Source organism: Paenibacillus sp. UMB4589-SE434 (assembly GCF_030226685.1).
In the GTDB taxonomy this organism is placed as follows: domain Bacteria; phylum Bacillota; class Bacilli; order Paenibacillales; family Paenibacillaceae; genus Paenibacillus_B.
The window spans coordinates 33,317-47,966 of sequence record NZ_JASOYK010000009.1 but is presented as its reverse complement, the minus strand read 5'-3'; the positions used below and the strand labels follow the sequence as shown (position 1 = coordinate 47,966).

11 protein-coding genes and 2 riboswitches are annotated in these 14,650 nt (G+C 47.5%); all 11 genes read right to left on the bottom strand.

All coding sequences use genetic code 11. The annotated features are described in order from the left end of the window. Positions 1–153: 153 nt before the first annotated feature. The 11 genes from QP775_RS22620 to QP775_RS22575 all read right to left on the bottom strand — a co-directional run bounded on the left by QP775_RS22620 (position 154) and on the right by QP775_RS22575 (position 14,217). Complete coding sequence (locus QP775_RS22620) at positions 154–1,275, bottom strand: GerAB/ArcD/ProY family transporter (protein WP_239332501.1); 1,122 nt, start codon at positions 1,273–1,275, stop codon at positions 154–156. Beyond that, positions 1,272–1,520 carry a hypothetical protein gene (locus tag QP775_RS22615; protein ID WP_239332499.1) on the bottom strand — a complete coding sequence of 83 codons (249 nt, stop codon included), beginning with the start codon at positions 1,518–1,520 and terminating at the stop codon, positions 1,272–1,274. Before QP775_RS22615 ends, QP775_RS22620 begins: the two co-directional genes overlap by 4 nt. Continuing rightward, complete coding sequence (locus QP775_RS22610; protein ID WP_239332497.1) at positions 1,517–2,749, bottom strand: Ger(x)C family spore germination protein; 1,233 nt, start codon at positions 2,747–2,749, stop codon at positions 1,517–1,519. The genes QP775_RS22615 and QP775_RS22610 overlap by 4 nt, the downstream gene beginning before the upstream one ends. 21 nt (positions 2,750–2,770) lie before the next feature. Then, complete coding sequence (locus QP775_RS22605; protein WP_285109052.1) at positions 2,771–4,408, bottom strand: spore germination protein; 1,638 nt, start codon at positions 4,406–4,408, stop codon at positions 2,771–2,773. Between the two features lie 264 nt (positions 4,409–4,672). After that, positions 4,673–5,773: an acyl-CoA dehydrogenase family protein gene (locus QP775_RS22600; protein WP_285109051.1), complete on the bottom strand. Its 1,101-nt coding sequence runs from the start codon at positions 5,771–5,773 to the stop codon at positions 4,673–4,675. A gap of 143 nt (positions 5,774–5,916) precedes the next feature. Further along, the gene (locus tag QP775_RS22595; RefSeq protein ID WP_285109050.1) at positions 5,917–8,253 is read right to left on the bottom strand and encodes a histidine kinase; all 2,337 of its coding nucleotides are present in this window, start codon (positions 8,251–8,253) and stop codon (positions 5,917–5,919) included. Between the two features lie 204 nt (positions 8,254–8,457). Continuing rightward, complete coding sequence (gene kdpC / locus QP775_RS22590; protein WP_285109049.1) at positions 8,458–9,102, bottom strand: potassium-transporting ATPase subunit KdpC; 645 nt, start codon at positions 9,100–9,102, stop codon at positions 8,458–8,460. 181 nt (positions 9,103–9,283) lie between these two features. Further along, a complete protein-coding gene (gene kdpB / locus QP775_RS22585; protein ID WP_239332766.1) occupies positions 9,284–11,293 on the bottom strand; it encodes a potassium-transporting ATPase subunit KdpB in 2,010 nt (669 codons plus the stop codon). 111 nt (positions 11,294–11,404) lie between these two features. Continuing rightward, complete coding sequence (kdpA, locus tag QP775_RS22580) at positions 11,405–13,081, bottom strand: potassium-transporting ATPase subunit KdpA (protein ID WP_285109048.1); 1,677 nt, start codon at positions 13,079–13,081, stop codon at positions 11,405–11,407. A 43-nt stretch (positions 13,082–13,124) separates the two neighbouring features. Further along, positions 13,125–13,205 (bottom strand): K(+)-transporting ATPase subunit F, encoded by an 81-nt coding sequence (gene kdpF, locus QP775_RS25810; protein ID WP_350338994.1) that lies wholly within the window; start codon positions 13,203–13,205, stop codon positions 13,125–13,127. A gap of 334 nt (positions 13,206–13,539) precedes the next feature. After that, positions 13,540–13,710, bottom strand: a riboswitch (cyclic di-AMP (ydaO/yuaA leader). 75 nt (positions 13,711–13,785) lie between these two features. Next, positions 13,786–14,217 carry a hypothetical protein gene (locus QP775_RS22575; RefSeq protein ID WP_285109047.1) on the bottom strand — a complete coding sequence of 144 codons (432 nt, stop codon included), beginning with the start codon at positions 14,215–14,217 and terminating at the stop codon, positions 13,786–13,788. Between the two features lie 74 nt (positions 14,218–14,291). Next, positions 14,292–14,525, bottom strand: a riboswitch (cyclic di-AMP (ydaO/yuaA leader). Positions 14,526–14,650 lie beyond the last annotated feature (125 nt).

The following is a 14,650-nucleotide window of genomic DNA, read 5'->3' as shown; positions in this document are numbered from 1 at the left end:
TTGTAAGTGCCTATTCTACCGACAGACGGGGAACAGGAGCAGGTTCACCTCCTTCGCCAGAGTACTACAGTATATTAGTCCTCCCCAGCTGCCGGCACGACTCATGAACCTCATACAAGCGTACATTTTATTAAATACAAAAATACACATATACTATGCTGCATTCATAGAAGAATCCCCTGCCTGTTTTGGCTTGCGTATTTTTTCCAACGGAATCATCACAAGCGGGATCACCATAAATAACACTAAACTTACACTTGGCCAAATACGAGAATCCCACCAGATCTGATAGGACGCACTAGAATACATAATAAACGACCACACCAAACATATAACCATCCAGGGCAGCGCATATATTTTCTCATCATCTACATTCATAACGTGCTTAAAAGCTTTAAGCCCAAAATAAAAGTAAATAAAGCTTTTAAAATAAAGCGTAGTCAGCCATAAAAAGGCCATAAACACTTCAATACGCGTAATAAAGTTGCCAATATTAATACGCTGTACCAGCATATAGCTTGGAAAACTGGATCTCGCTGTGTTCTCCCATCCCAACACAAAAATACAAGCCAACGTAATAATCGTTAACAAGCACCCACTAATAGCAGTACCAGCAATGATCGCACGACGCTTGCTCTTGTCGTCACCTTGAATACGAGGGTACAAGGTCCAAAATGCAAAAAATGTAAATACCGTGTACGCAACATAATGGAAGGCTGTTCGGGTATATGCTGCTACGTTGGCCTCCAGCAAGGGCAAAAGGTTATCTAAATCACCGTTAGGTACGGCAAACATGATCATGGCTACGTACATTGTAAATACAATTACAAAATATATTTCTCCCGCTCTGCATACGGCGCGCAGACCTAATCGTATCCCTAATAGAATGGGGATCGCAAATATAATTTGCAATATTTCACGGGGCGTCTCCGGCATAATCTGCGTCACAAGGAAGGAGCCTGAATAATAAACAAGCGAAGAGGTCCCGCAAAGGAAAGAGATAATTCCGTAAGCCATAACCAGCGTATTCCCAACATATTTGCCAAAAGCGTGCTCAAATCGCTCAAATACGGTCATATGGCTGTGGTTACCAATCCATCTTAAATACGCCCACGCCACAACAATACTTATTGCCACACCCATAATCGTTCCAATCCAACCATCCTGCTCAGCATGATAGGCCGCGGCGGAAGGCACAAACAATACGGATGAGCCTACTGTAAACAACACGACTAACCACATCATCTGTCTGACGCCGATCATATCCTTTTTCATTTTCGCTCCATCCTTTCAAGTGGGTCGACAACCATTTGGCTGATCGGATTAAATGCTCTGACAATCAAGTCATTCGGGTTAGCCAACGGAATATGTAAAGCGTATAAAGCCATGTACGCAAAGCTACACGCATACAATAACCAGAATACGACTTTTTCCTTACGTGGTTTGGGTGATAGCCGCGGCATCTCAATCCATATGAATATCAAAGCTGCGACCAACACGGCAATAATGTTTACATTCACGGCCTCATCTCCTTACTTTGGTAATTCATGTACGTATTACTCTGTGTACCCGTCTGATGGATCTGGATACGTGTGGTCAGCTTCACAGGAACAGTGGGAAAAATGTCCACCCATTGAGATCTAATCTTTTTCCAATACTTAGGATTACTCCGATGTATGGCTTCTCCAAAGCCGAATATATCGGATTTATATTTTTGCTGGACATGGGAGACAACATTTTTTAGCATGACTAACAGGCTCTGCTCCAGTTCCATTTCAAGTTCCTTCATATATTCAATGTTCGTAATGTCTTTATTACACGATACGTCTGAAATGTTGACGTCCAGCTTCACCTGCCCATAAATGACCGGTTGATTGTTTTCAAATTTTGCTTTAATATGGCTGCTGCTCTTCATTATCTCAATCCCAATGTTCCCTTCCTTCGAACAAGGGATGACACCGATCGAGCTTTTGACATTGCCTCTTATATAATTGTAGCCTTTACTATCCGATTCATTGAGCCACCCAATAAGCTTGTCGTTTCGAAATACCCCTAGAGTGGTATATGTATTCATCGTAAAATCCGAGGACTTGTTAATGTTTTCTACGCTGTTTTCTTTTGAATCAGGATGGGTGACCATCACCCCAGGGAGTACCGGGTTAATACCAGGTTTTAATGTTTGCTGAATGAAATCGTTCATCAACACCCCTTTGGTAGGTGCCCAGCTCACTTCCGATATCTCTAGGGAGGAGTACAGATTCTGCGCAGGCATCGGTTCCATTGGTGAAATAATTTCAAGCACATGCTTGGCTGTTGTATCCTTCGCAATAACTAAGTAGAAATCGCCTCGCATTTCATGATCACGCGATAAATCGAGCAATCTGCTTATGCCTTGCTTTGCCACTTCCTCACTTATAACAAGCATACGCATGTGAGATAAGTAAACTTTACGCGGCAGTTCTGTCGTCATTTTGCGTAATGCTTCTACAAGCGTGCGCCCCGTCTTTTGGATGACAATCACCGGAGCTGCGGTCCGATTCCCGCGTTTAGCTGCGATTGCACTTACGTTTGCAATTTGTGCACTTACTTTTACCGTTCCATCTGGTGAGCTATCAATGCCAAGAGCAAGCGCAATCCCAAGCGTATTCAGCTCTCTTCGGTTCCAACAAGATGTCAGCACCAAGGTCATAATGATGAGAACAATGGCTGCAGTCGTTCTTCTGCCCAGCGGAGCCACTTGCCGTGACATTGCAGAACCCTCCTTTTATTACTAACGATTGTCTTTCATTCTCTTATACCGCTCTGACTGTTTCGGAATCGTGTTTGACTCTGGTGGACGACGGTACTGATTCGTATTCATGCTCACCGGACGCTTACGCATCATCCAGATGGGGACACGAAACAATGCATCTTTCTGATCGGAACTATGAAACGGGGCAAATGGCGACATGTACGGCTTACCGAACGACTCCATATTGCACATGTAGAGCACAAGCACCATAATTCCGACAAACAAGCCGTAAAATCCAAACACGGCCGCTAGCCCCATAAATACAAAACGCAGCGTACGCAGAGACAGACCTATCTCTGCATTCGGAAAGATCATGCTAGTAATCGCAGTCACGGAGACGATAATCACCATTACGGGAGAGACTAGATCTGCATCGACCGCTGCTTGTCCAAGTACAAGCGCACCAACGATTGAAATCGCGGTTCCAAGAGCCCGCGGCATCCGCACTCCCGCCTCATACAGAAGCCGGAAAACAAACTCCATCACCATCGCCTCCACAAATGCAGGGAAGGGTACACCTTCTCGTTGAGCAGCAAGACTAATCAAAAGGGAGGTGGGAATCATCTCTTGATGAAATGTCGTCAGTGCAATATAGACGGCTGGTGTGAGCAGTGTCGCTACAAAGGAAACAAATCGCAGCAGTCTCGTCAATCCATAATCGTTACGATGATAGTAGTCCTCAGCGGACTGCATCATTTCTGAGAATAATGAAGGTACAATTAATACAAATGGTGATCCGTCAATAATGATAATGACCCGTCCCTCCAACAAAGCAGCAGATGCGGTATCCGGCCGTTCGGTATTGTTGACGGTAGGGAAAATGTTTAACACTCCATCTTGAATGAATTCTTCTACATAGTTGGATTCCAGCACACCGTCAATATCGATCTGCTTGACACGCTTAAACAGTTCCATTAGGACGTCCTGATCTACGATATGTTCAATGTACATAATCGCAATGGCAGTCTTGGTTACTTTACCCAGTTCCAATGACTCCAGCCGGAGATCGGGATGCTTGATACGTCTGCGCAGCAAAGCAGTGTTCACGCGCAGCGTCTCGGTAAATGCCTCCTGCGGACCTTTAATGACAGTCTGGGAAGTAGGCTCATTAACGGCACGATGTTCATAACCTAACGTGCATACGCTGATACCGTCAGCCAATCCGTCAATCAAGATGACCGTCTTGCCATCAATAAGGGCGCTCAAGAGCGCTGGGACATGATGGAACGTCTGCACATCACCAGTTGTTATACCTACGTAACGAATCCACGTGTCAAAGCCAATTTGTTTCGGATGCGGATAGTGCTCGACTGCAATCTCCATTCGTTCTACAAATGAATCCATCAAGTAATGGACCAATGTAGCGCTTATTAGACCATCTATAAAAATAAAAGAGATATCCCATTCACGTTTGCGTCCTACTTTCATCTCTCGCACAACCAGATCTGTACTGTCGCCAAGTGCTGCACGAATGCTGCGGATGTTGTCAGACAACTTATCGCCGAGCGGCTTGCCGCCTTGTGACGGTGTACCTCCCGCATTCTGATGAGGAGAGTAGACTTGCGAGCTGTCACCTGTGCCATCTATGGACCTATGTGTACCTGATTCATCTCGCATCTGAAGTCTTCACTCCTTGTTTATGAGGGCTGGTTTCCCTTATTTTTGTTTTGGTATTCCCCAATGAACATTCATTCATTCGCCGTAATACATATCTCCTGCTGAAAAGGTGAATAATTAGGCATTACACCGTCTTATTAATGGACAAAAAAACACCCTTTCACAACGATAAAAGAGTCTCTCTTTCATCGCGGTAAAAGGGTGCTCGGCACCGTATTAATACCCGCTCAACTATATAATGCTATTGCAACTCCTACCATCTCGTTACTGAAACGACACAAGAGATGTATGCTGGCAAGCTGTATGCAGATCACGCCAAATATGATTAAGCATCGAATGCTCCATAATCGCGCCCATACCCATGTATGGAAAAATACTGTCTACTGCCGCTCTGATCGATTGCGCCGCAGCCCTCGCTTGCAAACTAACTTCACGCTCCGACTCTTCCGTCACAGTTCCCAGTTCTTTAAGCTCTCTCCATGACATGTCCACATGAAACATGAATTTTCGTGCCGCTTCCTCGTAAGCGCAGCGTCCTTCCGCAATCAATTGCTCCGTAAAAGCAACACGTTCCGGCTTCGCCGCATGCCAAGCATCTCGGCTTCCAGCTGCCATACGCTCCGCCTCATCCAAAAAGTGCCGTCCAATACCAAGTGCAACAGCCGCAAAAGTAGCTGCTGCAAATGCAGGGAACGGATAACGATACGTAGGATGCTGATAAGCACCATATGGCTCCACTAGGCTAAATGTGCGCTCAACTGGAACAAATGCCTGCTCAACCCGAATCGTATGGCTATCTGTAGCCTTAAGCCCAAATGCATCCCAATCCGATTCGATCTGAACCTGATCAGGCATAAATGTAAAAGCCCTCATCACAGGCGAAGCATCTGCTGATTCCGTTTCATCCGATGCAACCTCAATAAGTGCATTTGCCGTAAACATCGTTGCATGCCTTGCTCCGCTGCAATACTTCCATGTACCGCTAACCCTATAACCGCCCTCGACTGCTGTGGCGCGGCCTGATGGATAGCCGCTCCCTGCAATGACCGCCGCAGGTTCACTGAACAACGATTGGCACACGCCCGGCTCCATAAAAGGCACAAAGAATCCACCACCTGCCCCAATCGTTACGGTCCATCCAAAGCTGCCATCTATCCATGCAGACTCTTCAAATATCCGCAGCGCCTCAGGCAGATCAGCCATCCTGCCGCCAAGCTGCTCTGGAACAAACATCTTAAACAAAACGCGGTCTCTAATCCAATCTAGAAATTGGTCATCAACCGTGCCGTTCTTTTCCATATGGATCGCTCGTTCGCGAATACAATCAATCTCATTCTTGCTCCATAGCTGTGCTGCTCTGTTCATGCTTCCACCTCTCAGTTGTAAATAGGCTCTATCCTAGAATGAATATCAAGGCTAATCTATGATTATTCTACCATTATTTCCACCTTGAATATAACCTTTTACAACTGCTGTATGGCCACTCCCGTAAACTGAAAACGATCCGTTTATCCTGGCTTCCCTTTCGCCCATTCGATCTCGTTCATGACGAGCACATCCATATGCCGAGACAGACGCATCAGCATTTTCATTTGTTGACGCTCCATTCTCCGCTGCTTTCTCCCTGGCAATCCAACGATAAGCTGTGTCGTAAGCTGTGCATCCGCAAGCTTTACGGCCGTACTCGCCCATTGTTTGCGTAATACAGGATGGTACATCTCAAATGTACCGCCTAGCCGCTCTGCCAGCGACTTAATCGATTTCATACCTTTTTCCTCGATCTTGCTTCGCCCCATAATAGGCAGGCAAGCAACAAACAATTCCGCCTTGAGCCGATGAGCAATACGGAATCCATGTCTTACGAGCCGCTCCGCTTGCGTATTTGGCTCAATACAGACGAAGATTACTTCCTGTCGGCGCCAGGGCCCCCGCAGCAATGCCCTTCGCTCCCATGATTCCAGTCGCTCGTCAACATCGTCCGCAACTTCGCGTAAGGCGAGCTCACGCAAGCCGATCAGATTAGACGTTCGAAAAAAATGATCTAACGCCTGATTCACTTTATCTGCGGAGTAGATCAAGCCGCTCCGCATTCGCTCCTGAATCGTATGAGGGGTGACGTCGATCAACTCCATCTCATCCGCAAGCCGTAATACGCCATCTGGCACCGTTTCCCTTACTCGCACGCCTGTTAATTGTTCCACGGCATCGTTCAGACTCTCAATATGCTGAATATTAATTGTTGTCATGACAGATATGCCTGCTTCAAGCAGCTGCAGGACATCTTCATAGCGCTTGTCGTGTTGACTACCTGGCATATTCGTGTGCGCCAGTTCATCTACCAGAACAAGTTCGGGCCTCAGCTGCAGCAATCGCTCTGTGTCCATTTCTTCCAGGAACCGTTCGTTATATGCGATCTTGCTTCTTGGTATAAGAGGTAACTGGTTAACCTGGGCCTTTGTCTCCTTCCGTCCATGCGTTTCCAGCAAGCCAATCACAACATCTACCCCTTGTTCGAGCAGACGATTGCCTTCCTGCAGCATCTTATACGTTTTCCCGACTCCTGGAGCGGCACCGATAATGATCTTAAATCGTCCACGTCGAAGTCCGTCAGCCTTCGCTAACAGTTCAGCCTGTGTCCAGCGTTTAAAAGGAGGATGGGAATGACTGGTTTCAGAGCGTACTGGAAGGATTCGCTCCCCCTCTTTCATCGAGCGGTCAGCGACAAAAAACAAATCCGTATGCTCAACCTCTTTCAGCAAGCCATTAATTAGAGAACCGTTCCAGAACTCCTGCCAGCGAGTTTGCCGCGAATGACCTAGTACAATCCGGGTCATGCCGTGCTCCCATGCGTATCGCGCAAGCAGTCGAGCCATGCCGCTTCTGGATGAGGAGGCTGTTTCCTCCCATGAAGCACCAAGCTTGGCTGCCAGCTTTTTGAGTGAACGCCTGAATGTCGTCTGTATAGGGGTAAGTGCTTTCTTCGGATGTACAAATGAAATAATAAACAGTTCTCCGTTCAATCGTTTGGATATCTGATGTCCTCTTCTGACATGAATAGATCCGTTCCATCCATACTGTGCCAGCACAAGAATACGTTCTGCAACACCGGAAGGACCACTTAATCCAAGCTCTTGCCGGTGCTGCTCCAATGATCCGTTGACATCACTTGCAAGCGTCCGCAGCGCCAATTCACGGAGGATGCTCAGCTGGCTTCGCTCAGATACAAGCTCTTTGCGTGTACTGGCACGTGTCTCTTTTCCTCTGCCTCGATGATGCTGCCGCCGTTCAATCAACGATTCTGCAGACACGTCAAGGAGGCGGACTTCGTCTGCCTCCTTGAGCACATCGCCGGGAATGGTCCAAATCGCATCGATTCCCGTCATTTTTTTCGCTTGTTCGCTTACACGTTCATCTTCATATGCGTTCATCGTAGCAATAACACTGATGCCCAGTTGAAGCAAATATCGGACGTCCTCCAGCCGTGTAGCACGCTCTGCCCCCGACCGATTCGGCTGAGCTAAGCCGTCCACAAGGACGATATCCGGTGAACCCGCTTGAATTTGAGTCATATCCAAATCTTCCATCCGCTGTCCATTCCATTCCCATTCTATAGAAGGAATACGGGAAATGAGAGATGACGCAGGCTCCTGCTCAGGCGAAGACGTTGCCCAGGCTACTTCCAGCCCCTGCTTGATTCGCTCTTGTCCCTCGCGTTCAAGCTGTGTTGTCTTGCCCGCACCGCTTGCTACCGCCACGAGAATACACAACCTGCCTCGCTGCATCTGTTCAATAAGCTGAAGCAGCACTTCTGGTGAGCGTCTACGATAAGCATCACTTTCTTTCATCCTCATCCCTCCCGAACCGCAGCCTGTACTATAACATTCCTTTATTCCAAAAGTATGAATGCGCTCCATATAAACCTTCAATTGAACCCCTACGTCTATACGCGCAAAGCATGACTATCTGTGCCTTTTTCATCTTGAATATCTTTTATATTTTCTATATGTTTTTTTATTCTATGTCACTTTCATGTTGCACTTCTATTTCTTCTAACCCTCTATGCGCACTGTATCGCCCTTCATTTCTCCTTGAACCGCCAAATTTAACAGCAGCACGTTCACACGCGGTTCACCGAAAATACCCAGATCAGCAGACTCGGTATACTTATCTACTAGGTGCTGTACCTCCTCTAAGGACAAGCCGGCAGCTTTTGCAACCCGTGGTAATTGAGCTTGCGCCGCCTCCGGGGAAATGTGCGGATCAAGACCGGAACCCGAATTCGTCACCAAATCAGCAGGCACCTTTGACAGCGGCACTTCAGGGTTGTTCTTACTCCAATCTGCTGCAAACTGTTCTACTCGTGCCTTCAAATCTGGATTGGAAGGCGCAAAGTTCGGTGACCCAGCCCCTACTCCGTTATAGTCAATGCTTGATACACGTCCATGGAAATACTGTGGTTCTGTAAAAGTCTGACCAATCAGCTCGGAACCAATCGCTTGCCCTTTGGCATTATAAATGAGGCTGCCGTTTGCTTCTTTCGGCAAAATAGCTTGTGCTATTCCCGTCATCAAGAGGGGATATATTAACCCGCATAACACAAGCAAGCCGACACTTGTACGGATGATGGTGCTGATGCCCCCGCCATTATCGGCGGGAGAATCTGTATGATCTGACTGTTGTAAATGTGAACTCATGTAAATACACCCTTTCTAAATGCCTAAAACTTTAATCTGATCGGCTGCTCAATTTGCCTGTTTTCTTATTCTTATTTGCTTATTAACGAACGTAACTATGCAGCTTGTTTGCCGAATCATGCTTAATCCGCTTAAGAACAGCTTGCTTGCCTATTGGCACATCCGTTAGCTGATTGAGAAGTTACATCCATATTCCAAGAACCATATCAATAGCTTTAATTCCTATAAACGGTGCAATCAGTCCGCCTAGTCCATAGATCAGCATATTGCGACCAAGCAGCTTCTCTGAGCTCATTGGCTTGTATGCTACCCCTTTCACGGCCAGTGGGATCAGGAGCGGGATAATGATCGCATTAAATACGAGCGCAGACAGTATCGCTGACATCGGCGAGTTTAATGCCATGATGTTCAAAGCAGAAAGCTGCGGGATCGCAAGCATAAATAAAGCAGGTATGATCGCAAAATATTTGGCTACGTCATTTGCGATACTAAATGTAGTCAAGGCACCACGTGTCATCAGCAGCTGCTTCCCAATAGCAACGACTTCGATAACTTTGGTCGGATCAGAATCCAGATCGACCATATTAGCAGCCTCTTTAGCAGCCGTTGTACCGCTGTTCATCGCAATCCCTACGTCTGCTTGTGCCAAGGCTGGCGCATCATTTGTGCCGTCACCCGTCATTGCAACCAGCTTGCCCGCCGCCTGCTCTTGACGAATAAGCGCCAACTTATCTTCTGGTTTGCTCTCTGCGATAAAATCATCTACACCTGCTTCCCGCGCAATCGTAGCAGCTGTCAGCGGGTTGTCGCCTGTACACATCACCGTACGAATCCCCATCTGACGAAGTTGCTCGAAACGCTCGCGCATGCCCGGCTTCACTGTATCCTTCAAATAAATCACACCATAAATATGATGATCGACTGCAACTGCCAACGGCGTTCCACCTGCTGCCGCAATCGCTTCGGTCTGTGCATCTAAATCAACAGGAATAGATCCGCCTTTCTCTTTCACCCATCGCTTCACTGAATCTACGGCGCCTTTGCGCACTTTGCGACCATCCGTCAGATCAATGCCGCTCATACGTGTCTCCGCCTTAAACGGAATAATCTCACCTTGTTCACTCAGCTGAGTGTCGTAGCTCCAACCCTGTTTATTTACCCATTCGACAACAGAACGTCCTTCCGGTGTCTCATCCAGATGAGAGGATACCGCTGCCCAGCGTCCAAGCTCTTCTTTCGAACCGCCCCCAACCGCATACATATCGGAAGCAAGACGATTTCCATAGGTGATCGTACCCGTTTTATCCAAAATAATAGTATGAATATCGCCGCAAGCCTCTACTGCCTTCCCTGAAGTCGCAATGACGTTAAAGCGTGTAACACGGTCCATACCCGCAATCCCAATCGCAGACAGCAGCCCCCCGATAGTTGTTGGAATCAAGCAAACTAGTAAGGCGATAAGTTCAGCTACATTTAGTTCAATGTTCAAGTACTGTCCAAAGAAAGGTAGTGTTACCACTACAATCAAGAAAATAAGGGTTAGACTAATCAGTACGGTGTGCAGCGCCAACTCATTTGGCGTCTTTTGCCGTTCAGCACCTTCAACAAGCGCGATCATTCGGTCAAGGAACGATTCGCCCGGATCGCTCGTGATACGAACACGAATCCAGTCACTTACGACCCGCGTGCCTGCTGTCACAGAGCAGAAGTCGCCTCCTGCTTCTTTTAACACTGGTGCCGACTCACCTGTAATTGCAGATTCGTCAACTGATGCCAAGCCTTGAATAACTTCCCCATCCCCCGCAATGGTCTCTCCTTCGCGGACAATAATAAGATCTCCTTTACGCAGCGTTGCAGAGGATACACGAACCGTGCCTGATTCTGTCACTTTGTTCGCCCACATATCTTTCTTGGTTTGCTTTAAGGAGTCCGCTTGAGCCTTACCCCGCCCTTCTGCCAGAGCTTCCGCAAAGTTGGCGAACCATACTGTAATAAACAATATAAAGCTCACTGATCCGTTGTACCACCGAGCGACAGGTGAACCAAACGCATCTGGAACTAAGGTTAAGAACAATGTGATGACAAATCCGATTTCTACAATAAACATCATTGGGTTTTTAACCATTTGCTTCGGATTAAACTTGCGCAGTGCGTCGATAGATGCCTTTTTGACTAATGCAGCTTGAAACATATCTTTTTGCGCTTTTATATGAGAACGTCCGCTTTCCGTGTCATACGGAACCGACGAATTCGTGGACTGAACCGTTTTCATGTCTTTCTTCCTCCTCTTAAGCCGTACACATTATTTCCACAACGTTAGATGCTCCGCCACAGGTCCAAGCACAATGACCGGGAAGAACGTTAATGCCCCTACGATAAGAACCGTTCCGACGAATATCGCTCCAAACATCGCTGTATTGGTTCTAAATGTACCGCTTGTTGCGGGAACAGGCCGTTTTCTTGCCATAGACCCCGCGACAGCAAGCAATGTAATCATCGAAATATAACGGCCGAAGAACATTACAATCCCTGTGGCAATGTTCCAAAACAACGTGTTATCGCCAAGTCCCTCGAAGCCTGAGCCGTTGTTGGCAGCAGACGATGTAAACTCATACAAAGCTTGTGACAAACCATGATAACCTGGATTCGATATCGTCTCAGGATAAGCAATGAGCGCAATCGCAGTTGGTACAAGAATGAGCAATGGATGCACGATCAACGTGACTGCGATTAGCTTCATTTCCCTACTTTCAAGCTTCCGTCCCAGAAACTCCGGTGTACGCCCAACCATCAGGCCGGACAAAAATACGGCAATCATGGCGTACATCAACACATTGACAAATCCGACACCGATACCGCCAAACACCGTGTTCAGCATCATGTTAGCCATCGGTATAAGTCCACCGAGCGGTGTAAGCGTATCATGCATGGTCGCAACCGCTCCCGTCTCGGAAGCTGTCGTGACGACGGAATACAAAGAAGACTGCACCATGCCAAGCCGCTGTTCTTTGCCTTCCATGCTCGGGCCATTTATGCCAAGTTGATGCATCATCGGATTACCCACATGCTCAGAAGTAAGGGAGAGGCCCAGCATCGTGATAAACATGACGGACATCGCCACAAACAATACCCTGCCTTGCTTCGCATTTCCGACCATTTTTCCGTATGCAAACGGCAAGGAAGTCGTTACCAGCATCATTAGAATCATTTGCAGCGTGTTACTGAGTGCATTTGGATTCTCGAATGGATGCGTCGAGTTCGGACCGAAGAAACCACCCCCGTTGTTGCCCAGCTCTTTAATGGACAATAATGAAGCGACAGGCCCCCGTGCGATCTGCTGCTCTGCACCTTGTACTGTTGTTACCGTCTCCGTCGGGCTGAGCGTCTGCGGAACACCCATCGCAACGAATATAATGCCTGCCACTACCGCAATCGGAAGCAGGATACGCGTAATCGAGCGAACTAGATCCACAAAAAAGTTGCCAAGTGGCTTGCCTGCCAGACCTCTCATAAAAGCAAATACAATGGCGAGACCAGTTGCCGGCGAGGTAAACATCAAGAAAATAATGCCGATCATTTGTGAGAGATAGGATAACCCTGTTTCTCCGCTGTAGTGCTGTAAATTCGTATTTGCCATAAAGCTGATCGCTGTATTAAACGCAACCGAAGGTTCCATGCCTGCAATGCCGCTCGGATTTAGCGGCAGCACTCCTTGCAGCCGGAATATTGCATAAGTGATCACAATCATGACCACGTTGCTTAGCACCAACGAACCTGCATAGGCTTTCCAGCTCTGGTTGGTCTCTCGGATGCCAAACAATTTGAATAAACCTTTGTCAATTGGACCAAGCACTCGATCCATCGGCAGCGGCTTTCCACCGCTATCAAATACACGAGATAAATAGATGCCGACCGGACGTGCCAACACCAATACAATAAGTAATGTAATGCCAATAGACAACCAACCTAAACCTGTCATTTTTGTGTTCCACCTTTCAACTATTTACAAGGAAGTCGTATCCCTAGAATTTCTCTGGCTTTACAAGTGCGTATCCCAGATAGAGAAACAGTGCCCCTACCAGTACGCCAAGCACGATAATCATCTTTGTTCACCTCTATATGCACGAGTCAGCCCGTGCGATGTTCATGGCATTAGCCATGACTAATGATCAACTTCTGTGGAGCACCAGGACAGCACCCCATACGTTACGACGCCTAACAATACAATTAATACAAGCATAATGACATCGAACATATGCCAACTCCTCCTTTGAGCCTTGGTGCTAAGATGTGCTCACCCTTCAGAGACGGTGCTTTACCTTGCAGCATGTTAAAAGACAACACAAAAAGCCGCACGGAAAGAGGATCCCTTTCCGTGCGGCTTCTAAACACGCAGCTAAATAAAACGCAAGCTGCGAATCGCCACAACGAAATAAGGCTGCCTCTATGGACGCTTACGAGGTTAGCTGACGGATTCGGGCGCATGAGTCGCCCTACTGGCCAAAGGCCAAGATTCACCCCTCGCACAGCAGCTTCTCCACTTTCGAAGCACTGTGCTCTAACATTGGGTCCCCCGTTCCCTTCTCAGGGATTCAGCGATGAGCATTGCCCAAAGCTTATCAATTAGTCGAGCCGTTCGAACTGATCGCACCAGAACCTGCTGTAAATAAGTTACTGGTGCAGCTATACGGTTGAACGCTGCTCGCTGTAAATCAATTCGGTCAGCAGAAAGGATACTTGATCCGACTGCGTGTACACAACCATATCCGCGCCTAGCAGGCGGTAAATGGAACGTGGATAATGCTGCTTAGTTATGACCGTAATCGGGTCGTACGTCCATGCTCGGCATTGCTGCAGCAGACGACAAGTCAGCGCAAAGCTTTGCTCGAATACGTATATACGTCCAACTGGTAATAACGGAATCTCGGCTGGTTTGGTCCGAGATGTGTTTACGTGCCAAATGTGCTTGACACCAAGTTTCTCCATTCTTGCCGAACATCTCACATTGTTACTGATGGCTGCCACTGGCAAGCCTGCGCCGCGCAGTTGGCGGACAAAGTCAGCCCCCATCGTGTTCGGAGCGAATACGGTAACGATTCGGTCCGTGTCTTGCATTTCACCATACCTCCTGAAGTCCGTTACTTTCATCATTCGGGTAGAGGTTGGTCAGTATGCGCAAATCGGTCTAGCGCGCCTCTCCTCGGACGCTTACGAGGTTAGCTGTCGGGTTCGGAATCGAAGAGTCGCCCTACCGGTTGCAAAGTGACATCCCCTAACATTTAGCATGGATATAACCTTTACCGGATTCACCCCCTGAACGCAAATCAATCTAATTCAGCCGCAATCGGTTGTTATGACGGATTTGCCTTCTCATTGTGGTTCCCCCGCTCCCGCCTTCCGGCGGAACTCAGCGATGAAGACGCAACGGATATTGTTGTCGTCGATGAACTGAATCTTACGCCTTTTCATGTATGTATGTAAATCAATTCGAACGTTCATATTGTTCCAAGCATGACCAAATGCTGGATATAATCATAATCAATCATCG